The sequence below is a fragment of the Pseudomonas sp. GW823-FHT01D03 genome, from assembly GCF_058798255.1.
On sequence record NZ_JBXAKK010000001.1, the window covers coordinates 3,827,027 to 3,849,528 of the forward strand.

Below are 22,502 nucleotides of genomic sequence, written 5' to 3' on the forward strand. Positions count from 1 at the left end.
CCTAACACTCTCTGAAGAGTGTGGTGCTGGCGAGACCGCTATCGCGAGCAGGCTCACTCCTACAGGGACAACGCATTCCAAATGTAGGAGTGAGCCTGCTCGCGATGTGGCCGGAAAATCCAAGGAAATCTGTCAGTCGTTGATCAGCTTGCCCACCCGAATCGGCTCGCGCCCCGCCACCTTGGCCTGCCAGATCCCCGGCTGGGTGTAACGCCCACGATCGATCGCAAACAACACGCCGCTGGTGCCGGCACAAACAGTGGTGAGGCGGTCATTCAACGGGTCCACCACCTCGAACAGCGCGTCGCCCCGCTCGACCCACTCCCCGGCATTGCGCAGGAAACTGACCACGCCATGGTGCGGGGCGAACAGATATTCGGTGCCTTCGAACGGCATGCCTTCGCAGCACTCGCTCGGTGCCGCCGGCCATTCGCCGCTGATGAAACCCTGTTCGGCGAGAAACCCCAGAATCGCCTCGCAATTGGCCTGCGCCTGATCAACCCGGGTGTCGCCCATGCTGCCCAGTTCCAGGGTGGTGGCGAGGTTGGCCGGGGGAATCGCCGCGTTTGGAAACGCTCGCGCCAGACGCAGCCACGGTGACGAACACGATTCGTCGAACGAACTGCCACCGGAGTCTTCGCACAGCAAGGCCACGCCGGCCTTCAGTCGTGCCGCCAGCGATTGCCAGCGCGGCCAGTGTTGCGGCAATGCGTAAATGTGAATAGCCGCGTCGAAATCGCAATGCAGGTCGAGGGTGATGTCGGCATCGCAGGCGTGGCGCAGCAGCAAGCGGTGCAGCGCTTCGAGTTGCGAGGCCGGGGCTGGCAGCTCATCAAGCACCTGACCCATGGTCTGGCGGATCAAGGCGATGTTGGCCTCGGCATCGCTGCCCAGTTGCTCGCCGATGCGCGCCGCGACGGGCGCGCTGAGTTCGACAAACGAGCGGTTGAAATTCTTGCCGCTGCCCAGCTCGAAGCGCCCCATGTGACTGCCTTGCAGGTGCTGGTCGAGGCCGATCGGATTGGCCACCGGCACCAGCTCGATCACACCTTGCAGACGGCCCTGCTGTTCCAGCGCGTTGAGGCGTTGCTTGAGTTCCCACGCCGTGCGCATGCCCGGCAGCTCGTCGGCGTGCAGGCTGGCCTGGATGTACACCTTGCGGCTGCCGGCGCCGTAACGGAAAACGCTGAGGGAACGTTCGCTGCCAAGATGGCTCCAGGGCAGGACATGGTCGATGCGTTGCATGGGAAAACTCCTGAATGGCTGGATCACGCAGATCCCCTGTAGGAGTGAGCCTGCTCGCGATAGCGGTGTGCCAGGCACTAGAGCGGCTGAATGTTAAACCGCTATCGCGAGCAGGCTCACTCCTACAGGGTTCTCCTATGAATCAGAGCACAAAAAAAGTGGCCACCGCGCAAACGGGGCCACTTTTTCTACGGCGTATTAATGGCCGTACACGTCAAAGTCGAAGTACTTGTCCTGGACTTTCTTGTACTCGCCATTGGCGCGGATTTCGGTGATGGCCTTGTTGAATTTCTCGGCCAGCTCGGTATCGCCCTTGCGCACCGCGATGCCCGCGCCGCCGCCGAAGTACTTGGCGTCTTCGTAGGTCGGGCCGACGAATTCGAAGCCTTTGCCGGCGTCGGTCTTCAGGAAACCGTCGCTGAGGTTGACCGAGTCGGCCAGCATCGCGTCGATACGACCGGAGACCATGTCAAGGTTAGCTTCCTGTTGCGAGCCGTAACGCACCAGATCGATCCCGGCCGGAACCAGCACTTCAGTGGCATAACGGTCGTGGGTACTGGCGCGCAGCACGCCGACTTTCTTACCCTTGAGCTCGGTCAGCGGGTCTTTGACACCCGAGCCTTCCTTCATCACGAAACGTGCCGGGGTGTGATAGTACTTGATGGTGAAATCGACGTTTTTCTTGCGGTCATCCGTAATGGTCATCGAGGACAGGATCGCATCGATCTTCTTCACTTTGAGTGCCGGAATCAGGCCATCGAACTCTTGCTCAACCCAAGTACATTTGACTTTCATCTGCGCGCACAGGGCATCGCCGATATCGACGTCGAAACCGGCGAGTTTGCCGTCAGGGGTTTTCATCGAGAATGGAGGGTAACCGGCTTCAATACCAATGCGGATCGGCTTGGCGTCTTCGGCCACAGCGGTGAGGGACAACATCGACAGTGCCAGGGCACCGAACATCACTAGCTTCTTCATTTATTACTCCTGTGTGCGGAGGTTTTTATTGGCAGCTTTCGATTGGCATTCGGTCATGGCCATTGAGCAGCAAAAACCGAAGTGGACGGCAGTCTATGGCGGCGCGCACAGGGCAAATTGTGTTTAGGCGACAAATACTTACAGAAAATCGGCGCGCGCGTTGACCGGGATCAACGGTGCGCCGACATGGTGCAAATGCTGTAGGACAAATCCTCAAAAAGAGTATCTATTGCTCATGTAGGAGCTGCCGCAGGCTGCGATCTTTTGACTTTAAAGAGCAAAAGATCGCAGCCTGCGGCAGATCCTACAAAAGCATTTTCAGCATTCGCACGCGATGGGGGTTTTGGCGGGCTGTTCGACGCTCAGCGAAAAACCCTCATCCAGCCACCCGGTCACGCCGCCGATCATCTCCTTGACCGGGTAACCCAACGCCGCCAATTTCACCGCAGCCTTGTTGGCGCCGTTGCAGTGCGGGCCAGCGCAATAGACCACGAACAACGTGCTCGTCGAATACTCCGCCAAGCCCTCGGCGGTCAGCAAGCGCGTCGGAATGTTGATCGCGCCCGGCACGTGACCGCGCTCGAACGCCAAAGGGCCGCGCACATCGACCAGGACAAAATCGACTTCACCGGCCTCCTGGCTGCTGTACACGTCAGAACAATCGGTTTCAAACGTCAGACGGTTGCTGAAATGCATCAGGGCAATGGCCGACGGTGCGGCAGGAATGTCGCGAACCAGGCTGGTCATGTTGTGTGGCTCCTTCATCTGTTGGGGTGTGAGCAGACTTTATCGGGCCGGCACTTGGCGCTACAGTGGCGCGCAAGACACTCACCGGGAATTTTCCGCCAAATGCCTGACTCACCTGGATTGGTCGCGATTCTGGCCTACGACGGTCTCTGTACCTTCGAATTCGGCATTGCCGTGGAGATTTTCGGCCTGCCCCGGCCGGAGTTCGATTTCCCGTGGTACGAGCACCGCATCGTCGCCGTCGATCAAGGGCCGATGCGCGCCATGGGCGGGATTCACGTATTGGCCGATGGTGGCCTGGAGCTGCTGGCACAGGCGCGCACCATCATCATTCCCGGTTGGCGCGACCGCGAGGCCCCGGTGCCACCGGCACTGATCGACGCCTTGCGACAGGCCCACGCACAGGGTGCGCGGTTGCTGTCGATCTGCTCCGGGGTGTTTGTGCTGGCCGCCAGTGGCTTGCTCGACGGTCACGGTGCGACCACGCACTGGCGCTACACCGATGAACTGGCGCGACGCTTTCCGGCGATTGCGGTTGATCCGGATGTGCTTTACGTCGACTCCGGCCAGTTGATCACCTCGGCGGGCAGCGCCGCCGGGATCGATGCCTGCCTGCATCTGCTGGCACGGGACTTCGGCACTCAGGTCGCCAATTCAGTAGCCCGGCGCTTGGTGATGTCGCCGCAACGCACTGGTGGTCAGGCGCAGTTCATCCCGACGCCGGTCAGCGCGACACCCCGTAACGACTTGTCGCGGGTGATGCAGTGGGCCCGCGAGCGTCTGCATCAACCGCTGGAAGTGCGCGATCTGGCCAGCGAAGCGGCGATGAGCGAGCGCACCTTTCTGCGCCGTTTCACCGAGGCCAGCGGGCAATCGCCCAAAGCGTGGCTGCAACACGAGCGGCTGGCCCGGGCGCGGGAATTACTGGAGAGCAGCGTGCATAACACCGAGCAGATCGCCCAGCGCTGCGGTTATCGCTCGGTGGAAAGTTTTCGCGTGGCGTTTCGCAGCGTGGTCGGGGTGCCGCCGTCGGTGTATCGGGAGCGGTTTGGGCGTGGGGTCAAGGCTATTTCTTGAGTTGACTGTGATGACCCCCTTCGCGAGCAAGCTCGCTCCCACATTTGAAATGGGCCCCCCTGTGGGAGCGAGCTTGCTCGCGAAGAGGCCAGTCCAGCCACAAAAAACCTACGGCTTGCGCAACAGATAGGTATCCATGATCCACCCATGCTCGGCCCGGGCAGCCTTGCGCACCCGCTCGATCTCAGCTGCCACATCCTTGAGCTTGCCGCTGATCAGAATCTCATCCGGCGTGCCCAGATAGGCCCCCCAGTAAATCTCGGTCTGCGGATCCGCCACATGGCGGTAGGAATCTTCCGCATCGAGCATCACCACCAGGCTGTCCGTGTCACTCACCTGCCCTGCCGCCAGACGCCGGCCAGTGGTGATTTCAATTGACCGGCCAATGCTGTTCAACGGCACTTTATGCTGCGCCGCCAACGCCTGAACGCTGGTTATCCCGGGGATCACTTCAAACTCGAAAGCACAGCGGCCCGACGCGAGAATCGCCTGCAGGATACGAACGGTGCTGTCGTACAGCGCCGGGTCGCCCCACACGAGGAATCCGCCGCACTGCTCGTCAGCCAATTCTTCTTTGATCAGTTGTTCGAAGGTTTCCTGCTTGGCGCGGTTCAGATCATCGACCGCGCGGGTGTAATCCACTTCGCCGCGCTCGCGCTCCGGGCTGTGGGCTTCGACGAAGCGATACCCAGGGTCGGTGATGTAGCGCGCACAGATGTCGCGCCGCAGATCGATCAGTTTGTCCTTGCTCGGGCCTTTGTCCATCAGAAAGAACACGTCGACCTGATTCAGCGCCTTCACCGCCTGCATGGTGATGTAGTCGGGATTTCCGGCGCCGATGCCGATGACCAACAGTCGTTTCATCACAGTGCTCCCGCAAGATCGATACCCGCCAAGCGTAGCCGCCAGATGCCGTTGAACCGCAGTTCAACCACTGACAGCGGTTCAACATCAATCGCGTTGAACGCCGCGCCCTGTACCACCTCCATCAGCGCCGCACGCACCACAAACGGATGGGTGACGGCGACGATGTGCCCCGGAACGCCTTGCAGACTGGTCAGCCATGCCGCCACGCGTTCGCTCAACTGCATTACCGACTCGCCACCATGGGGTGCCGCCTGCGGATCACTGATCCACGCTTGCAAAGCCTCGGCCTCGCGCACCTGCAGATCCTTGATTGCTTGCCCGTGCCAGCGCCCCCAATCGCAGTCGCGCAGCGCTTCGTCCACTTGTGGCGCCGCACCGAACCATTCGGCGGTCTGGCGCGTACGCAATTCCGGCCCGCACAACAAACGGCTGGCACCGCTGAATTTCGCGGCGAACGCGCCGGCCGCCAATGGCGAATTTTCAACAGGCTCGTTCGTAGGAAAGCGCGACAATTTCTGTGCGACGGTTCGCGCGTGGCAAATCAAAGTCAAACGGGTGGACTGCACAGGATTTCACTCGATGAGCATCAACTGAATCGGCGGCAAATCGCCGGTCTTGTGGCAATTGTGCCGTAACCCGGGTGTTTCAGGGGATCTCGTCAGCTTCCAGCTCAGTACTCTGCAGTAGAAAAAGCGGCAATGTCTGACACGTCTAGAGGCAATGGCCTACAAGAGCCACAGACTAAGGTGTAGCCCCTGTTACACAGGACTCTGACCTTATTTAAACGTCGAATCGCCCACGCTAAAAATTCACTAGACATGTAACCTGAGTTACATAAATACTGTTTTAACGGATTGTGAAACGAATTCAACACCCCCCCCCTTCATCCAGCAGGAGCCCGGATGCCCCCTCTCAGAGACTTGATCACCGACCCCGGCCTGGAACTGACGCCGTCGGAGCGCAAAGTGATTCGCGCCCTGCTCGATCAGTATCCACGCAACGGACTGGGTCCGATGGCGCGTCTGGCCGAACACGCCGGCGTCAGCGATCCGACCATCGTGCGGCTGGTGAAGAAGCTCGGATTTGGCGGTTATGCCGAATTTCAGGACGCCCTGCTCAGCGACATGGATCACCGCCTGCGTTCGCCGCGCACCCTGTTGCAGCCACGCTCGCACCTCAATAAAGACGATGCCTGGGGCCATTATCTGGCTGACAGCCAACGCCTGCTGGTGGAAACCCAGGTTCTGACGCAACCCGAAGACGTGCGCATTCTGCTCGACTGGCTGCTCGATACACGGCACCAGATCTACTGCTTCGGCGGGCGCTTCAGCAGCCTGATGGCCAACTACCTGCTCAATCACTTGCGCCTGCTGCGACCCGGCTGCTTTGCCCTGGAAGACAACGCGCAACTGCCGGATCGCCTGTTCGATCTGCAACGCCAGGACGTGGTGCTGCTGTTCGACTATCGGCGCTATCAGTCCCAGGCCCTGCGGGTGGCCTCGGCGGCAAAAAGTAACAGCGCGCGGGTGGTGTTGTTCACCGACATCTACGCCTCGCCGCTGCGCGAACTGGCTGACCTGATCATCAGCGCCCCGGTGGAATCGGCCTCGCCGTTCGACACCATGGTGCCGGCGCTGGCCCAGGTCGAGGCGCTGATTGCCTGCCTGACCCTGCGCAGCCCCGATCTGGCCGATCGCCTGGAAGGCATCGACGCCCTGCGCAACGACTTCAACACCCATCTGCTGGAGGATAAATAAGGATGTTCAGTCTTCCCCACCGCTCGCCGCGGGACTTGCCATTTGTCACCGGCCACACCGCGCTGTTGCTGGTAGACATGCAGCGTGCCTGGCTCGAACCGCAGTTCGACCCGCACCTGAACGGCCCGGACGCCGAGTATTTCCTGACCCGCGCGCACATGCAGGTGGTGCCCAACCAGCGCCGTTTGCTCAGTGCCTTTCGCGAAACGCGGCAGAACGTGCTGCACACCATCATCGAAAGCCTGACCGCCGACGGTCGCGACCGCTCGCTGGATCACAAACTGTCGGACATGCACCTGCCCAAGGGCAGTCAACAGGCGCGGATCATCGACGACCTGACGCCGGTGGAAAACGAGATCGTGTTGCCGAAAACCTCGTCCGGGGTGTTCAACTCGACCAACATCGATTACGTGCTGCGCAACCTCGAAACCCGCCACCTGATCATCGCCGGCATCGTCACCGACCAGTGCGTCGACATGGCCGTACGGGATGCCGCCGACCGTGGCTATCTGGTGACACTGGTCGAAGACGCCTGCGCTACTTACACCCCGGCGCGGCATGACGCCTGCCTCAACGCGATCAAGGGCTACTGCTGGATCAGCGACACGCAAACCGTGCTCGGCCGCTTGCAGGAGATGCGCCCATGAGCGAGCGCCTGACGCCGTTGCCGATGACCACCATCGTCACCACCGACCTGATCGGCATCACCCGTGGCCGCTCGTTTCCCACCGATCAGCTGGATCATTATCAAGCGGCCGGGTGCGGCTGGGTGCCGGCCAATAGCGCGTTGACCCCGCAGGACATCATTGCCTCGACCAACCCGTGGGGCGCCTATGGTGATTTGCGGCTGATTCCGGATTTGAGCAGCCGCGTCACGGTCGGTAATGGCCCGGACGCCGCAGCACCGGCGCTGGACTTTATCCACGGCGACATCCGCGAGACCGATGGCCGGCCGTGGAGCGCTTGCCCGCGCACGTTGTTGCGCGATGAAATCGAACGCTACCGCGACGACCTCGGCTTGCAGGTCAACGCGGCGTTCGAACACGAATTCAATCTGCATGCCGGTTTTGCCGAGCATCTGGCGTTTTCCCTCGAAGCCCAGCGTCAGGGGGCCGAGTTCGGCGGCTGGCTGCTCAGCGCGCTGCGCGCGGGTGGCGTTGAGCCGGAAATGTTCCTGCCCGAGTACGGCAAGCACCAATACGAAATTACCTGCCGGCCGACCCTCGGCGTGGCGGCGGCGGATCGTGCGGTCAACGTGCGCGAGATCACCCGCGAAATCGCCCGGCAAATGGGCGTCGACGTCAGCTTCGCGCCGAAAACCAAGGCTGACGCAGTGTGCAACGGCGTGCACCTGCACGTCAGCCTGCTCGACCTGCAAGGTCTGCCGCTGCTTTACGACGCCGGCACCAGCAACGGTCTGTCGACGCTCGGCCAGCATTGGGCTGCGGGGATCCTGCATTACTTGCCGGCGCTGTGTGCGTTCACCGCGCCGACACCGGTGTCGTACGAGCGTTTGCAGCCGCACCACTGGAGCGCGTCCTACGCGTGTCTGGGGCAGCAGAACCGCGAAGCAGCGCTGCGCATCTGCCCGACCGTCAGCCTCGGCGGCAAATCCGTGGCGGCGCAGTACAACCTGGAGTTCCGCGCCATGGACGCCACCGCCTCGCCGCATCTGGCGATGGCCGCGCTGCTGATCGCCGGACGGCTGGGTATCGAGCAGCGTCTGGCGCTGAACGCGATCACCGATGAAATTCCCGATTCTCTCAACGACGAGCAACGCAAGGCCCGGGGCATTGTGGCCCTGCCCGCCTCGCTGGCCCAGGCGCTGGATTGCCTGCGTGACAGTGCAGCCTTCAATCAATGGCTGCCCAAGCCGTTGCTCGACACTTACCACGCCCTTAAAACCGAGGAACTGGCGCTGACGGAACAGCTCTCGCCCGCTGACCTGTGTGAGCACTATGCACGCCTGTACTGAATCCGCCGAGCTGGGGTTGTACACCCGCCCGGTCTACAACCTGAGTCGCGAAGATTCATCGCATCCGTTGATCCTGGTGTGCGAGCACGCCAGCCGCTATATCCCCGAGGCCCTGAAGAATCTGGGCCTGGACGATGCAGCCGCGCGCGAGCACATCGCTTGGGACATCGGCGCACTGCAACTGGCCGAAAAGCTCTCGGAGACACTCGGCGCGACACTGTTGAGCGCCAACTATTCACGGCTGCTGATCGACCTCAATCGGCCACGGCATGCCCCCGACAGCATTCCGGCGCAGAGCGAGATTTATCAGGTGCCGGGCAACCGCGAGCTGGACGAAGCCACTCGCGAATACCGGCGCCAGACCCTGTTCAAACCGTTTCACGCCCGGCTGCAGACCCTGATCGACCAGCGCGTCGCACAAGGCCAGGCGGTGCGGGTAGTGGGGATTCACAGTTTTACCCCGGTGTACTACGGCCAGCCACGACCACTGGAAATCGGCGTGCTGTTCGGTCAGTCCAAAGCGTACGCCCAGCGCCTGCTCGACGGTTTGGCCGAGCACTCGCTGCAGGTCGCGGGCAACCAGCCGTATCGGGTTGATCCGCTGGGCGACATGACGGTGCCGGTGCACGGCGATGCCCGGGGACTGGAATCGGTGCTGATCGAGGTGCGCAACGATCTGCTGCGCAACCCCGAAGCGGTATCGCTGTGGGCCGAGCGCCTGGCGCCGCTGCTGTAAACAATGCTGCAAGACTGCTGACGCGGTAACGATGGATCGACATAACAACTAAAAATGCTGGATAGGCTGACAAGGAGTTGAGCTTCATGGAAATAGAAGAGTTCGGCTACAAACAGGAGTTGAAACGTAGCCTGACACTGACCGATCTGGTGGTGTACGGGATGATCTTCATGATCCCCATCGCCCCGTTTGGCGTGTATGGCTACGTGAATGCCGAGGCGCCCGGGATGGTGCCGCTGGCCTACATCATCGGCATGGTCGCGATGCTGTTCACCGCGCTGAGCTACGGCAGCATGGCCAAGGCGTTTCCGGTCGCAGGCTCGGTTTACTCCTATGCGCAACGCGGCCTCAATCAACACGTTGGCTTCATCGCCGGCTGGCTGATGCTGCTCGACTACCTGCTGATTCCGCCGCTGCTGTACGTCTACGCGGCGATGGCTCTGAACCATTTGTACCCGGACATTCCGAAGGTCGGTTTCATTCTGGCGTTCCTGGTCAGTGCAACCTTCGTCAACCTGCGCGGCATCACCTTCACCGCACGGATGAACATCATCTTTCTGCTGGCACAGCTGGTGGTGTTGGGGATTTTCCTGTTCTACGCCTGGAACGCCCTGCACAACGGCGGCGGCAACGGCGAGCTGACCCTGGCGCCGCTGTATCACCCGGAAACGTTCAACTTCGCCCTGCTGATGCAAGCGGTGTCGATTGCCGTGCTGTCGTTCCTTGGCTTCGATGCAATCTCGACCCTCGCCGAAGAAATCAAGGGCGATCCGGGCAAAAGCGTCGGCCGCGCAGCGCTGATCACTCTGGTGGTGATGGGCGTGATTTTCGTCGTACAGACCTGGATCGCCACCGATCTGGCCGCCGGCATGGGCTTCAAGTCCGCCGACACCGCGTTCTATGAAATTGCCGAAATCGCGGCTGGCAGCTGGCTGGCGACCCTGACCGGTGTCGCCACGGCGTTGGCCTGGGGCGTCGCCGTGGCGATCACCTCGCAAGCCGCCGTGTCGCGCCTGCTGTTCGGCATGGCCCGCGATGGCAAGTTGCCAAAAGTGCTGGCCAAGGTGCACCCGAAGCACAACACCCCGTACCTGAGCATTTATCTGGTGGCGGTGCTGTCGCTGGTGATCTGCTACCTGTTCATCAATTCGGTCGACACCCTGACCTCGCTGGTCAACTTCGGTGCCCTCAGCGGTTTCATGCTGCTGCACCTGACAGTGATCAACTACTACTGGCGTCGGCAGAAGTCCGGTCAGGTCGTACGCCATCTGATCTGCCCGGTGATCGGCTTCATCATCGTCGCCGCCATCATGTACAACATGGGCGTCGATGCGCAGAAACTCGGCCTGATCTGGATCGCGCTGGGTCTGGTGTACCTGTTCTTCCTGAACAAGCTCGGCGCCAGCACCGCGCTGCCTGACCCGAGCAATGGCTGACAAGAAAAAGAGCGGCGTCTGACATCAAATCAGGCGACCGCCGCTTTAAAGCGTGGCAACCGACAGTGATAGTCAGGTTCGGTGGGGAACACCGGACCCTTTGATACAGGAGTGCATCCATGCTGGTCTTACGCCCAGTCGAGACAACCGACCTGCCGCAATTGCAGCAACTGGCCCGCGACAGCCTGGTCGGCGTCACGTCGTTGCCGGACGACAGCGAGCGCCTGCGCGAAAAAATCGCCGGGTCCTGTGCCTCGTTCGACAACGACATTCAGGCGCAAGGCCCGGAGAACTACTTCTTCGTCCTGGAAGATCTCGACACTCAGCGGCTGGTCGGCTGCTCGGAGATCCTCGCCACAGCCGGTTTCAACGAACCGTTCTACAGCCTGCGCAACCGCCACTTCACCAGTGCCTCGCGGGAACTGAATATCGAACACGGGGTACCGGCGCTGTCGCTGTGTCACGACCTCAGCGGACACACGCTGTTGCGCGGGTTTCACATCGACAACGCGCTGGTGCGCAGCGCCTTTTCCGAATTGCTGTCGCGGGCGCGACTGCTGTTCATCGCCGCCCACGCAGCACGTTTCGCCGATGCGGTGATCACCGAAATCGTCGGCTACAGCGACGAGAACGGTCATTCGCCGTTCTGGGACGCTCTGGGCAAGCACTTCTTCGACCTGCCCTACGTCGAGGCCGAGCGCCTGTGCGGCCTGCAAAGCCGCACCTTCCTCGCCGAACTGATGCCGCAATACCCGATTTACGTGCCGATGCTGCCCCCGGCAGCACAGGAATGCATCGGCCGGATTCATCCGGACGGTCAGGAAGCGTTCGACATCCTCGAACGCGAAGGCTTTGAAACCAACAGCTACATCGACCTGTTCGACGCCGGCCCGACCCTGTATGCGCGCACCGCGAATATTCGTTCGATTGCCCACAGCCAGACCGCCACAGTGCGCCAGCAAGCGCAAATCGACGCCCGTGGCCGTTACCTGCTGAGCAACGACGCACTGCACGGTTTCCGGGCCATCGTCGCCGAACTGGATTACCAGCCCGATCAACCGCTGTCGCTGACGCCGAACCTGTGCGCGGCGCTGAAGGTCACCGATGGCAGTACGATCAGGCTGACCGCCCTGTGAATCGCGCCCGGTTGCATACCCAACGACAGTGCCCGAACCGGCGCGTACAAGGAGTTACCGCATGATCGTCCGTCCGGTCAAAGTCAGCGACCTGCCAGCGCTGATGACCCTGGTGCAACAGGCCGGCCCGGGGTTCACCACCCTGCCGGCCAATGAAGATCGCCTCGCCCACCGGGTGCGTTGGGCCCAGCGCGCGTTCTCCGGCCAAGTGGAACGGGCCGACGCCGATTATCTGTTCGTGCTTGAAGATGATGACCTGCGAGTGGTCGGCGTCAGCGCCCTGACCGGGGCGGTGGGCCTGCGCGAGCCGTGGTACAACTACCGGGTCGTCCTGACCGTGAGTTCGGCACCGGATCTCGGTATTTCGCGGCAGATCCCCACACTGTTTCTCAATAACGAGCTGACCGGCCAGTCGGAACTGTGTTCACTGTTCCTCCAGCATGAGCAACGCCATGGCAACAATGGCCGGCTGCTGTCGCTCGGGCGGCTGCTGTTCGTGGCCGAATTTCCGCAACTGTTTGGCGAGAAGATGATCGCCGAGCTGCGCGGCAGTGCCGATGAACTCGGCTGCTCGCCGTTCTGGGACAGTCTGGGCCGGCATTTCTTCCAGATGGACTTCAGCCATGCCGACCACTTGTCGGGGCTGGGCAACAAGTCGTTCATCGCCGAACTGATGCCGCGCCAGCCGTTGTACACCTGCATGCTTACCGAACAGGCACAGGCGGCCATCGGCCAGCCGCACCCCAATACCGAGCCGGCGCTGAAGATCCTGCGTGAAGAAGGGTTTGTACATAAGGGCTACATCGACATCTTCGACGGCGGCCCGGTGATCGAAGCACCGATCGGCAGCATTCGTACTGTACGCGACAGCCTGGCGCTGACCCTGAGTCTCGGCACGCCGGACGATCAGGCACCGTTGTGGTTGATCCACAACCGGCGCCTGGAGAACTGCCGCATCACCGTGGCGCCTGGTCGTCTGGTCGGCAATGCCCTGGTGGTCGACCGCCTGACCGCCAAGCGCCTGCAACTGCAGCCGGGCAATTCGGTACGCGCCGTGCTGCTGCCCAGGCAACAGCAACAGGCGGTAGCGGCCTGATCTGCGGTTTTGCCACTGAACATCCGCTGACTGCCGATGAAACCTTTCAGCCATTGGATCCGTCATCAACGCCTCACGCGCAAATTCGTCATGAACCTTGACCCATTCGCGTGATAGCCTTTTCATTCTTCGGCGTTGACACCTTTGCTCAAGCCGTTCCATTCCTTTGTATTGGTGGAACTCGTATGACCAGGCTTTCCCATCAAGATTTGCGCCGTAACTTCCGTCAATTGCTGGCTTCCGACACCTGCTACCACACCGCCTCGGTGTTCGACCCGATGTCCGCGCGCATTGCCGCCGACCTGGGTTTTGAGGTGGGGATCCTCGGCGGCTCCGTGGCCTCGTTGCAGGTGCTGGGCGCCCCCGACTTTGCCCTGATCACCCTCAGCGAATTCGCTGAACAGGCCACCCGCATCGGCCGCGTCGCTCAGCTGCCAGTGATCGCCGACGCCGACCACGGCTACGGCAACGCCCTCAACGTGATGCGCACCATCGTCGAACTGGAGCGCGCCGGCGTCGCCGCCCTGACCATCGAAGACACCCTGCTGCCAGCACAATTCGGTCGCAAATCCACCGACCTGATCTCGGTCGCCGAAGGCGTCGGCAAGATCCGCGCGGCGCTGGAAGCCCGGGTCGATTCGGAAATGGCGATCATCGCCCGCACCAACGCGGGGATTCTGCCGAATCAGGAAATCATCAGCCGCACCAAGCAATACCAGGCCGCCGGTGCCGACGGCATCTGCATGGTCGGGGTGCAGGACTTCGATCAGCTTGAGCAAATTGCCGAACACCTGACGGTGCCGCTGATGCTGGTAACCTATGGCAACCCGGCACTGCGCGACGACAAGCGCCTGGCCGAACTCGGCGTACGCGTGACCATCGATGGCCACGGTGCGTACTTCGCCGCGATCAAGGCCACCTACGACAGCCTGCGCGAACAACGCCAGATCTTCACCCAGGCCTCGGACCTGAGCGCCACCGAACTGACGCACACCTACACCCAGCCTGAGGATTACATCCTGTGGGCGAAGGAATACATGAGCGTCAAGGAATAATCTGCGGTCAGGTCTGGCCCCTTCGCGAGCAAGCCCGCTCCCACAGTGGATCTTTCAGTGAACACAGCATTGGTGTTCGACACAGATCCCATGTAGGAGTGAGCCTGCTCGCGATGACGTCGGCACATTCAACACCCATTTAGCCTGACCCGCCGCCTTCGCGAGCAAGCCCGCTCCCACAGTGGATCTTCAGTGAACACAGCTTTGGTGTTCGACACAGATCCCATGTAGGAGTGAGCCTGCTCGCGATGACGTCGGCACATTCAACACCCATTTAGCCTGACCCGCCGCCTTCGCGAGCAAGCCCGCTCCCACAGTGGATCTTCAGTGAACACAGCATGGGTGTTGAACACAGAACCCATGTAGGGGTGAGCCTGCTCGCGATGACGTCGGCACATTCAACACCCATTTAGCCTGACCCGCCGCCTTCGCGAGCAAGCCCGCTCCCACAGTGGATCTTCAGTGAACACAGCATTGATGTTCGGCACAAATCCACTGTGGGAGCGGGCTTGCTCGCGAAGGCGTCAGTTGCAGCTCCGCCAAACCGAGGGAGTCAGCGTTTGGCCAACTCCATGATCATCCGCGACAACAGATAGATCCGCGGCGTCACGCTCGCCACTTCGGCGTATTCCTCCGGCGTATGAATATTGCCGCCGACAATTCCGAAGCCGTCCAGCGTCGGGGTGCCCACGCCGGCAGACAGGCTGGCATCCGCCGCACCACCGCTGCCCTCTTCGGTCAGCTTGCGGCCGATCTCGCCGTAAATCCCTTGCGCCATGGCCATCAAGCGATCCGACTCCGCCGTCTGCGGCATCGGTGGCAGCCCGCGTTTGAGGCTGGTGGTAACTTCGGATTCAGCGATCAGCTTGTCCTGCGACACTCGCGCCAGATCTTTCTCGATCCGGTCGAACTCTTCCGGCACCGCCGCACGCACGTCAGCCTTGGCCGTGGCGTGATCCGGGATCACGTTGGTGCGATCACCGGCCTGGAGCACGGTGAAGTTGATCGTGGTTTTCTTCGCTTCGTCGCCGAGTTTGCCCAGTTGCAGAATCTGGTGCGCCGCTTCCATCGCCGCGTTCCGCCCCAATTCCGGCGCGACCCCGGCATGCGCCGCCTTGCCTTTAACCTCGACCAATGCCGTCGCGCTGCCTTTGCGCCACACCACCAGCCCATCGGCCGGACGCCCAGGTTCGAGGTTGAGGGTCACGTCATGAGCCTTGGCGGTTTTCTTGATCAGGTCAGTGGCGACGTCGGAGCCGGTTTCCTCGCTGGCGTCGAGCAGGAAGGTGATCTGCGCGTAGTCCTTGAAGTCGAGGTTCTTCAGAATTTTCAACGCGTAGATCCCGGCGACGATGCCGCCCTTGTCGTCCATCACCCCAGGCCCGTAGGCGCGGCCGTCCTTGATGTGGAACGGGCGCTCGGCGGCGGAGCCTTCCTTGAACACCGTGTCCATGTGCGCCATCAAGAGGATTTTCGCCTTGCCGGTGCCTTTGAAAGTGGCCAGCACGTGATTGGATTTTTCCGGGGTGTTGGGCACCAGTTCGATGGTTGCGCCGAGTTTTTTCAACTCGTCGATGGCGATCTCGCTGACTTGCTTGAGGCCGGGTTCATAACCGGAACCAGAGTCGATGTTGACCAGCCTTTCCAGCAGTTTCAGGGCTTCGGGCTGATACTGCTCGGCATCCGCCAGCACTTGCTTGTGCGGTTCGGCGAAGGCGCTGGAGGAGCTGAGGACGAGGGACAGGCCGAGACTGGCGGCCAGCAGCGAGCGGGAAAATGAGAACGTCATGAATCGATCCTTGTTTCGCGTCGGGGGGAATTGAACCGTACCTGACATCGACGCAAGGCTCTATACCGGATGCGACATCTCTGCGGCCGACACCGAACACCTGTAGGAGCGAGCCTGCTCGCGATAGCAATCTATCAGTACCGCGGGTGTTGACCGATATAACGCTATCGCGAGCAGGCTCACTCCTACAGAGGAAATTGTGCTGGGCGGTCAGACCGAATCGAGCACTTCCTGCTTCGGCAGATCATCACTGTTGCAGATCACCCGATTGCGCCCGGTGGCCTTGGCCTCGTACAGCGCCTGATCCGCATCATTGAGCCAACGGGTCGCGTCGCCATGCGCCGGATCGTATGCCGCCAGACCGATACTCAGGCTGACCTTGAGCGCCGGGTTCTGTTCGTAACCGAGGGTGGCGAAACGTTCGCGCAAGGCTTCCATCGCCTGCGCGGCGTTGAACAGCGGCAGGTCCGGTAAAATCACGCAGAACTCGTCACCACCGTAACGCCCGGCCACGTCTGCGGCGCGCAGGTTTTGCTTGAGCATCTTGCTCAACTGGCGCAGCACGATGTCGCCAGCCACGTGGCCGTAGGTGTCGTTGATTGCTTTGAAGTGGTCGATGTCGATCAACGCAATCGCTGCGCCCTGCTTCTGTCGGCGACAACGCTGAAACTCGACTTCCAGTTGATCCTTCCAGGCACCGTGATTGAGCAGACCGGTGAGGCTGTCGGTGCGGCTCAGCGCCAGTAGCTCACGTTTGTGCAGGCCAAGCGTGTAGGCCTGGCGAAAGCAGATCCAGCCCAGCGCCAACGGGTACAGCATCAGCAACGGCAGGCACGCATAGAGCTGCAACGGTGAGGTCTGCGGGATGAACGCCGGGGCGAACACCACCAGGCCGAAGCCAATGCCGAGGATCTGCGCGGCCAGGCCCGCCGCGAGAAAACGCATACCGCCGATGGCGACGTTGTTCATCGCCATCATCGAGACGGTGGTGGCACTGGGCAGCGGATTGAAATGCATGGCGGCGACCCAGAAGCCGCCCATAAACGCGTCGATCAACAGATTGCGGTGTTCCGCATGATAGGGAACCCTGGAGCGACGGGCCCATTGAAACGCCAGGTGCGGCCAGACCAAGCCGTTGACCAGCATCAGCGCCCAGGCCCACAACGGCGGGTCGAGCGGGTACATCGCCGCGCTCACACACAACAGCCCCAGCACCAGCCCGAGGGTTCGCGATGTATAAAGCCTCCTGGCCAATGAAAGTCCCTTTCCCCCCTTGTTTCGCATAAGGGCCTCGACCACTCAACGGAACCTGCGCACACCGTCAGACCGATGTGCTGGAAGTCTAACAGGCAGCCGTTAAATAGCCATCACCGGTCAGCCGCTGAATACCGCGCCATCGCCGTCGCGCACAGTGCAAATATTTAGCTATACCTGAAAGGACGAAAACGGAAAAACGACTATAAGAAGGAAGCCCATGCAGACGTACCGAGTGTTGATCATCGGCAGCGGATTTGGCGGCCAATGTGCGGCGGTCAATTTGCTCAAGGCCGGTATCGACGATTTTCGCCTGCTGGAAAGACGCGACTTCCTCGGCGGCACCTGGTGCCAGAACACCTACCCCGGCGCGGCGGTGGATGTGCCGTCGCCGCTGTACTCGCTGTCCTTCGCGCCGTACCGCTGGACGCAGATGTTCGCCGCCCAGGCTGAACTGCACCAATACACCGAACATGTCATCGAGCGCTTTGGCCTGCGCGAGCGCGTGGAGCTGCAAACCAACGTCGAACGCATCGAATGGGACGACGCCGAACAGCGCTGGGCGGTGCATACCAGCAAGGGGATTTTCTACGCTCAGTTCGTGATCAACGCCTCCGGCCCATTGAGCCAACCGGTGATCCCACCCTTCCCCGGCCTGGATCGCTTTCAGGGCAAGACTTTTCATACCAACAACTGGGATCACAGCTACGACTACCGCGGTAAACGTGTGGCCATCGTCGGCAGCGGCGCCAGTGCCGCGCAGGTGATTCCGACGATTGCTCCAGAAGTCGAGCGATTGCACGTGTTCCAGCGCACACCACATTGGGTGCTGCCGCGCGCCGATCGCAGGTTCGGGCCGTTCCAGCGCTGGTTGCTGGGGGTGAAACCGGCCTACAAGCTGCTGCGCTGGCTGCTCTACTGGCAATTCGAAACCCGGGTCATCGCCTTCAAATATTCGAAACCGGCGATTCATCTGGTCCAGCGTCAGGCCCTGCGCTTTCTCAAACAGCAGGTGCCGGACCCGGTTCTACGCGCAAAACTCACTCCGGACTTCACTATCGGCTGCAAGCGCGTCCTGCTTTCCAGCACCTATTACCCGGCGCTGACCCGGCCCAACGTCACGCTGCACAGCCGCGAACAAGGCATCGCCGAAATCGACGAAACCGGCATCACCACCACCGACGGCCAGCACATTGAGGTCGACCTGATTGTCTGGTCGACCGGCTACGACGCCACCGACGGCGTGGTCTCCTACCCGGTCACCGGCCGTCAGGGCGTGCAGCTCAAGGATGTCTGGAGCGAGTACCCACGCGCCTATCTGGGCACCAGCCTGCCGGACTTTCCCAACCTGTTTATCGTCACCGGCCCCAACACCGGCATCGGGCATACCTCGGCGCTGTTCATCATCGAAGCGCAGATGAACTACATCCTCGACTGCATCCACACGCTGCAGTCAAAAGGCCGGCGCAGCATCGAAGTGCGCCCCGACGCGGAACGTACCTACACTGCAATGATCCACCGTGAGATGGAACGCACGGTGTGGAAGTCCGGCGGCTGTCACAGTTGGTATCAGAGCAAGAGCGGTCATGTGATCGCGATATTTCCCGGCTTCAGTTTCAGCTACTACCGGTTGACCCGGGCGCTGAAACCGGCTGACCACATTCTGTCCTGAACAACGTAAAAGGAAGACGTCGATGCTTGTGCTGTTTGTCGCTCTCGCGGTTTTCGTGGCCTGGAGCTGGTTGAGTTACCCGGCGGTCGGCCATTTGCTGTACGACCTGAGCACGGCGCTCGAGGCCAAGTTGTACAAGTTGCACAAAATCGAGGTACCGATTGCCGAAATGACCGTCTCGACCTGGCAGGGAGGCCCCTATGAGGCGGCCAGCGCGATCCTGATGCTGCACGGCTACAGCGCCGAGAAAAATCTGTGGCTGCGCTTCGCCAGGCACTTTGTCCGCCAGTACCGGGTGATCATTCCGGACATCGCCGGCCATGGGGAAACCGGCTTCAAGGCCGGTGGCGGCTACGACATTGCGTTGCAGGCCAAGCGCATGATCCAGCTGCTCGACGTCTGCGGCGTGGAGAAAGTCCATGTGATCGGCAACTCGATGGGCGGCTACATCGCGGCGTGGCTGGCAGCGACCTATCCGGAGCGGATTGCCTCGGTGGCACTGATCGACCCGGCCGGCGTCACCGCGCCGCAGGCCAGCGACATGGAACGCCATCTGGCCCGTGGACATAACCCGTTTCTGATCAACTCCCGGGAAGAGTTTCGCCAGTTTTATGCGATGACCATGGCCTCGCCACCCTGGGTGCCCGGACTGGTGCTGGACGCCATCGCCCAGCGATACGAACGCCAGCGCGATGAGCTGGAAGAGATCTTCCGCGACTTTCGCGCCAGCCCGCCGATGGAGCCGAAACTCGCAGACATCAAGTGCCCGGCGCTGCTGCTGTGGGGCCGCAAGGACCGCTTGATCGACGTCAGCAGCGTGCCGATCTGGAGCAAGGGCATCGCCAATCTGCGGGTCGAGGTGTGGGATGGCGTCGGGCACATGCCGATGGTTGAACAACCGGGGAGCACCGCGCGGTTGTATCGGGAGTTTCTGGGCAATCAGCGATGAAACCCACCGCTGGCACTGTGGCGAGGGAGCTTGCTCCCGCTGGGGCGCGAAGCGGCCCTGCTCCAGCGCATGCGACTAGCCTGCCTCGCCACAGTATCGATCTCAGGTCTGCTGCGCAGCCCAGCGGGAGCAAGCTCCCTCGCCACAAAAAGCCCTCTTGGCGATAAAGATTCGGAAGGTCGAAATGAACATTCTCTACGACGAACGCCTCGATGGCCCGCTACCGGAGGTGAACAAGGCCGAGTTGCTGAAAACCCTGCAGCGCGCCCTCCCGGATCTCGACCTGCTCTGGCGTGAAGACGAACTCAAGCCTTACGAATGCGACGGCCTCTCGGCCTATCGCACCACGCCGATGCTGGTCGCCCTGCCCCGGCGACTCGATCAGGTGCAGACCCTGCTCAAGCTCTGCCATCAACACAACGTGCCGGTGGTTGCCCGGGGTGCTGGCACCGGGTTGTCGGGCGGTGCGCTGCCGCTGGAAAAAGGTCTGCTGCTGGTGATGGCGCGCTTCAACAACATCCTGCACATCGACCCGGCGGCCCGTACCGCGCGGGTCCAGCCCGGGGTGCGTAATCTGGCGATCTCCCAGGCGGCCGCGCCGTTCGGTCTGTATTACGCGCCGGATCCGTCGTCGCAGATTGCCTGCTCGATCGGCGGCAACGTCGCGGAAAACGCCGGTGGCGTGCATTGCCTCAAGTACGGCCTGACCGTGCACAACCTGCTGAAAATCGAAGTGCTGAGCATCGAGGGCGAACGTCTGACGCTGGGCAGCGACGCCCTCGATGCGCCGGGTTTCGATTTGCTGGCGCTGTTCACCGGCTCCGAAGGATTGCTCGGGATCATCACCGAAGTCACGGTCAAATTGCTGCCCAAACCGCAGGTCGCCAAGGTCTTGCTGGCCAGTTTCGACTCGGTGGAAAAGGCTGGCCGCGCCGTGGCCGATATCATTGCCGCCGGGATCATTCCCGGCGGCCTGGAGATGATGGACAACCTGGCGATTCGCGCCGCCGAAGACTTTATTCACGCCGGTTACCCGGTCGATGCCGAGGCGATTCTGTTGTGCGAACTCGATGGCGTGGAAGCCGATGTCCACGACGATTGCCTGCGGGTGCGCGACGTCATGCTCCAGGCCGGCGCCAGCGAAGTGCGGCAGGCCCGCGACGAAGCCGAGCGCGTGCGCTTCTGGGCCGGACGCAAAAATGCCTTTCCGGCGATCGGCCGTCTGTCGCCGGACTACTACTGCATGGACGGCACCATCCCGCGCCGCGAGTTGCCCGGCGTGTTGCAAGGCATCGCCCGCCTCGGCGCCGAATACGGCTTGCGCGTGGCCAACGTGTTCCATGCCGGCGACGGCAATATGCATCCGTTGATCCTGTTCGACGCCAACCAGCCCGGAGAACTGCAGCGCGCCGAAGCGTTAGGCGGGAAGATTCTCGAATTGTGCGTGCAGGTCGGCGGTAGCATTACCGGTGAACACGGGGTCGGCCGCGAGAAAATCAATCAGATGTGCGCGCAGTTCAACAGCGCTGAGCTGAGCCTGTTCAACGCGGTCAAAGCCGCGTTCGACCCGCAAGGCCTGCTCAACCCCGGCAAGAACATCCCGACGCTGCATCGCTGCGCCGAATTCGGTGCGATGCACATTCATGCCGGACAACTGCCATTCCCCGAACTGGAGCGCTTCTGATGGCTGATTTCGACGCCAGCGGCGCGCTGCTCGATCAGGTCAACGCGGCCCGCGCCAACGCCACGCCGCTGAAGATTCAGGGCGGCAACAGCAAGGCGTTTCTCGGCCGCGAGGTGGCCGGTGAAGTGCTCGACGTCCGCGCGCATCGCGGCATCGTGCGCTATGAACCGACCGAGCTGGTAGTCAGCGTGCGTGCCGGTACGCCGTTGCGCGAGCTGCTCGCGGCGCTCGACGCGGCCGGGCAGATGCTGCCCTGCGAGCCGCCGGCCTTCGGCGACAGCGCCACGGTGGGCGGGATGATCGCCTGCGGTTTGTCCGGGCCACGGCGGCCCTGGTCAGGTTCGGTGCGCGATTTTGTCCTCGGCACCCGGGTCATCACTGGCCTCGGCGAGCACTTGCGGTTCGGTGGCGAGGTGATGAAAAACGTTGCCGGCTACGACCTCTCACGCCTGTTGACCGGCAGTTACGGCTGCCTCGGCGTGCTGACCGAAGTCTCATTGAAAGTCCTGCCGAAACCGCGCCAGTGCCTGAGCATCCGCCTCGATATCGACTGCGCGCGGGCGCTGACCAGACTGGCCGAATGGGGCCAGCAACCGTTGCCGATCAGCGGCGCCTGCCATGACGGGCAAAGCCTGTATCTGCGCCTTGAGGGCGGCGAAGGCTCGGTCACCGCCGCGCATCAACGACTCGGCGGCGAGCCGCTGGATTCGACGTTCTGGCGCGACTTGAACGAGCAACGCCTGAGCTTTTTCGACGAAGGCCTGCCGCTGTGGCGCCTGTCGCTGCCGAACAATCTCGGGCCGCAGGACTTGCCCGGCCAGCAACTGATTGACTGGGCCGGTGCGCAACGCTGGCTGAAATCCGATCACGAGCACATTCAGATTCTCGCCCAGGAACTCGGCGGGCACGCCACCTGCTTTACCCATGGCGCCAGCGACACACCGTTCCAGCCGCTGCCGCGCACACTGATGCGCTATCACCAGCAACTCAAGGCGCAACTCGACCCGCAAGGGCTGTTCAACCCTGGCCGGATGTACGCGGAGTTCTAG

20 protein-coding genes are annotated in these 22,502 nt (G+C 61.8%); 13 read left to right on the top strand and 7 right to left on the bottom strand.

Going from position 1 to position 22,502, the window contains the following annotated elements; all coding sequences use genetic code 11:
• Positions 1-132: 132 nt before the first annotated feature.
• The 3 genes from AC1RBR_RS16630 to AC1RBR_RS16640 form a co-directional block, all read right to left on the bottom strand.
• On the bottom strand, positions 133-1,245 hold the full coding sequence (locus AC1RBR_RS16630; protein ID WP_492565615.1) for a succinylglutamate desuccinylase/aspartoacylase family protein: 1,113 nt from the start codon (positions 1,243-1,245) through the stop codon (positions 133-135).
• A 198-nt stretch (positions 1,246-1,443) separates the two neighbouring features.
• Positions 1,444-2,223, bottom strand: coding sequence for an ABC transporter substrate-binding protein (locus tag AC1RBR_RS16635; RefSeq protein WP_095136615.1), 780 nt, complete (start codon positions 2,221-2,223; stop codon positions 1,444-1,446).
• A 318-nt stretch (positions 2,224-2,541) separates the two neighbouring features.
• Positions 2,542-2,970, bottom strand: a complete 429-nt coding sequence (locus AC1RBR_RS16640) for a rhodanese-like domain-containing protein (protein WP_247842448.1) — start codon at positions 2,968-2,970, stop codon at positions 2,542-2,544.
• 102 nt (positions 2,971-3,072) lie between these two features.
• Between AC1RBR_RS16640 and ftrA the strand changes: the two genes are divergently transcribed.
• Entirely contained in the window at positions 3,073-4,047 is a 975-nt protein-coding gene (ftrA, locus tag AC1RBR_RS16645) for a transcriptional regulator FtrA (RefSeq protein WP_492565617.1), read from the top strand.
• Positions 4,048-4,155: 108 nt separating this feature from the next.
• Here the strand turns inward: ftrA and cobF are convergent, their stop codons facing one another.
• Both cobF and AC1RBR_RS16655 read right to left on the bottom strand, forming a co-directional pair.
• Positions 4,156-4,911, bottom strand: coding sequence for a precorrin-6A synthase (deacetylating) (cobF, locus tag AC1RBR_RS16650; RefSeq protein ID WP_492565619.1), 756 nt, complete (start codon positions 4,909-4,911; stop codon positions 4,156-4,158).
• Positions 4,911-5,480, bottom strand: a complete 570-nt coding sequence (locus tag AC1RBR_RS16655; RefSeq protein WP_492565621.1) for a histidine phosphatase family protein — start codon at positions 5,478-5,480, stop codon at positions 4,911-4,913. Before AC1RBR_RS16655 ends, cobF begins: the two co-directional genes overlap by 1 nt.
• A 336-nt stretch (positions 5,481-5,816) precedes the next feature.
• Here AC1RBR_RS16655 and AC1RBR_RS16660 point away from each other — a divergent pair, with 336 nt between their 5' ends.
• The 8 genes from AC1RBR_RS16660 to AC1RBR_RS16695 all read left to right on the top strand — a co-directional run bounded on the left by AC1RBR_RS16660 (position 5,817) and on the right by AC1RBR_RS16695 (position 14,105).
• A complete protein-coding gene (locus tag AC1RBR_RS16660) occupies positions 5,817-6,671 on the top strand; it encodes a MurR/RpiR family transcriptional regulator (RefSeq protein ID WP_095136620.1) in 855 nt (284 codons plus the stop codon).
• A 2-nt stretch (positions 6,672-6,673) separates the two neighbouring features.
• Positions 6,674-7,318 carry a cysteine hydrolase family protein gene (locus AC1RBR_RS16665; protein ID WP_047601825.1) on the top strand — a complete coding sequence of 215 codons (645 nt, stop codon included), beginning with the start codon at positions 6,674-6,676 and terminating at the stop codon, positions 7,316-7,318.
• Positions 7,315-8,646, top strand: coding sequence for a type I glutamate--ammonia ligase (locus AC1RBR_RS16670; RefSeq protein ID WP_492565623.1), 1,332 nt, complete (start codon positions 7,315-7,317; stop codon positions 8,644-8,646). The genes AC1RBR_RS16665 and AC1RBR_RS16670 overlap by 4 nt, the downstream gene beginning before the upstream one ends.
• Positions 8,630-9,382 (top strand): N-formylglutamate amidohydrolase, encoded by a 753-nt coding sequence (locus tag AC1RBR_RS16675; RefSeq protein WP_492565624.1) that lies wholly within the window; start codon positions 8,630-8,632, stop codon positions 9,380-9,382. Before AC1RBR_RS16670 ends, AC1RBR_RS16675 begins: the two co-directional genes overlap by 17 nt.
• 86 nt (positions 9,383-9,468) lie before the next feature.
• Positions 9,469-10,818: an APC family permease gene (locus AC1RBR_RS16680; RefSeq protein ID WP_095136623.1), complete on the top strand. Its 1,350-nt coding sequence runs from the start codon at positions 9,469-9,471 to the stop codon at positions 10,816-10,818.
• Between the two features lie 119 nt (positions 10,819-10,937).
• A complete protein-coding gene (locus AC1RBR_RS16685; RefSeq protein ID WP_492565626.1) occupies positions 10,938-11,954 on the top strand; it encodes an arginine N-succinyltransferase in 1,017 nt (338 codons plus the stop codon).
• A gap of 61 nt (positions 11,955-12,015) precedes the next feature.
• Entirely contained in the window at positions 12,016-13,050 is a 1,035-nt protein-coding gene (gene astA / locus AC1RBR_RS16690) for an arginine N-succinyltransferase (protein ID WP_492565627.1), read from the top strand.
• 185 nt (positions 13,051-13,235) lie between these two features.
• Complete coding sequence (locus AC1RBR_RS16695; protein ID WP_007968750.1) at positions 13,236-14,105, top strand: isocitrate lyase/PEP mutase family protein; 870 nt, start codon at positions 13,236-13,238, stop codon at positions 14,103-14,105.
• 553 nt (positions 14,106-14,658) lie between these two features.
• Here the strand turns inward: AC1RBR_RS16695 and AC1RBR_RS16700 are convergent.
• Complete coding sequence (locus AC1RBR_RS16700) at positions 14,659-15,894, bottom strand: M20/M25/M40 family metallo-hydrolase (protein ID WP_492565628.1); 1,236 nt, start codon at positions 15,892-15,894, stop codon at positions 14,659-14,661.
• Between the two features lie 210 nt (positions 15,895-16,104).
• Positions 16,105-17,178, bottom strand: coding sequence for a diguanylate cyclase (locus AC1RBR_RS16705; RefSeq protein WP_492565629.1), 1,074 nt, complete (start codon positions 17,176-17,178; stop codon positions 16,105-16,107).
• Between the two features lie 190 nt (positions 17,179-17,368).
• Between AC1RBR_RS16705 and AC1RBR_RS16710 the strand changes: the two genes are divergently transcribed.
• The 4 genes from AC1RBR_RS16710 to glcE all read left to right on the top strand — a co-directional run bounded on the left by AC1RBR_RS16710 (position 17,369) and on the right by glcE (position 22,502).
• The gene (locus tag AC1RBR_RS16710) at positions 17,369-18,820 is read left to right on the top strand and encodes a flavin-containing monooxygenase (RefSeq protein ID WP_492565630.1); all 1,452 of its coding nucleotides are present in this window, start codon (positions 17,369-17,371) and stop codon (positions 18,818-18,820) included.
• A gap of 22 nt (positions 18,821-18,842) precedes the next feature.
• Positions 18,843-19,769 carry an alpha/beta fold hydrolase gene (locus AC1RBR_RS16715; RefSeq protein ID WP_456020095.1) on the top strand — a complete coding sequence of 309 codons (927 nt, stop codon included), beginning with the start codon at positions 18,843-18,845 and terminating at the stop codon, positions 19,767-19,769.
• 184 nt (positions 19,770-19,953) lie between these two features.
• Entirely contained in the window at positions 19,954-21,453 is a 1,500-nt protein-coding gene (gene glcD, locus AC1RBR_RS16720) for a glycolate oxidase subunit GlcD (RefSeq protein WP_492565632.1), read from the top strand.
• Positions 21,453-22,502 (top strand): glycolate oxidase subunit GlcE, encoded by a 1,050-nt coding sequence (gene glcE / locus AC1RBR_RS16725; protein WP_492565633.1) that lies wholly within the window; start codon positions 21,453-21,455, stop codon positions 22,500-22,502. The genes glcD and glcE overlap by 1 nt, the downstream gene beginning before the upstream one ends.

Bases quoted from the DNA above. Each gene is read 5' to 3' on its own strand.
- cobF (WP_492565619.1), bottom strand. From the start codon at position 4,911: ATGAAACGACTGTTGGTCATCGGCATCGGCGCCGGAAATCCCGACTAC.
- AC1RBR_RS16695 (WP_007968750.1), top strand. From the start codon at position 13,236: ATGACCAGGCTTTCCCATCAAGATTTGCGCCGTAACTTCCGTCAATTG.
- glcE (WP_492565633.1), top strand. From the start codon at position 21,453: ATGGCTGATTTCGACGCCAGCGGCGCGCTGCTCGATCAGGTCAACGCG.
- AC1RBR_RS16640 (WP_247842448.1), bottom strand. From the start codon at position 2,970: ATGACCAGCCTGGTTCGCGACATTCCTGCCGCACCGTCGGCCATTGCC.
- AC1RBR_RS16665 (WP_047601825.1), top strand. From the start codon at position 6,674: ATGTTCAGTCTTCCCCACCGCTCGCCGCGGGACTTGCCATTTGTCACC.
- AC1RBR_RS16715 (WP_456020095.1), top strand. From the start codon at position 18,843: ATGCTTGTGCTGTTTGTCGCTCTCGCGGTTTTCGTGGCCTGGAGCTGG.
- glcD (WP_492565632.1), top strand. From the start codon at position 19,954: ATGAACATTCTCTACGACGAACGCCTCGATGGCCCGCTACCGGAGGTG.
- AC1RBR_RS16685 (WP_492565626.1), top strand. From the start codon at position 10,938: ATGCTGGTCTTACGCCCAGTCGAGACAACCGACCTGCCGCAATTGCAG.
- AC1RBR_RS16670 (WP_492565623.1), top strand. From the start codon at position 7,315: ATGAGCGAGCGCCTGACGCCGTTGCCGATGACCACCATCGTCACCACC.
- AC1RBR_RS16705 (WP_492565629.1), bottom strand. From the start codon at position 17,178: ATGCGAAACAAGGGGGGAAAGGGACTTTCATTGGCCAGGAGGCTTTAT.
- astA (WP_492565627.1), top strand. From the start codon at position 12,016: ATGATCGTCCGTCCGGTCAAAGTCAGCGACCTGCCAGCGCTGATGACC.
- AC1RBR_RS16710 (WP_492565630.1), top strand. From the start codon at position 17,369: ATGCAGACGTACCGAGTGTTGATCATCGGCAGCGGATTTGGCGGCCAA.
- ftrA (WP_492565617.1), top strand. From the start codon at position 3,073: ATGCCTGACTCACCTGGATTGGTCGCGATTCTGGCCTACGACGGTCTC.
- AC1RBR_RS16635 (WP_095136615.1), bottom strand. From the start codon at position 2,223: ATGAAGAAGCTAGTGATGTTCGGTGCCCTGGCACTGTCGATGTTGTCC.
- AC1RBR_RS16660 (WP_095136620.1), top strand. From the start codon at position 5,817: ATGCCCCCTCTCAGAGACTTGATCACCGACCCCGGCCTGGAACTGACG.
- AC1RBR_RS16700 (WP_492565628.1), bottom strand. From the start codon at position 15,894: ATGACGTTCTCATTTTCCCGCTCGCTGCTGGCCGCCAGTCTCGGCCTG.
- AC1RBR_RS16675 (WP_492565624.1), top strand. From the start codon at position 8,630: ATGCACGCCTGTACTGAATCCGCCGAGCTGGGGTTGTACACCCGCCCG.
- AC1RBR_RS16680 (WP_095136623.1), top strand. From the start codon at position 9,469: ATGGAAATAGAAGAGTTCGGCTACAAACAGGAGTTGAAACGTAGCCTG.
- AC1RBR_RS16630 (WP_492565615.1), bottom strand. From the start codon at position 1,245: ATGCAACGCATCGACCATGTCCTGCCCTGGAGCCATCTTGGCAGCGAA.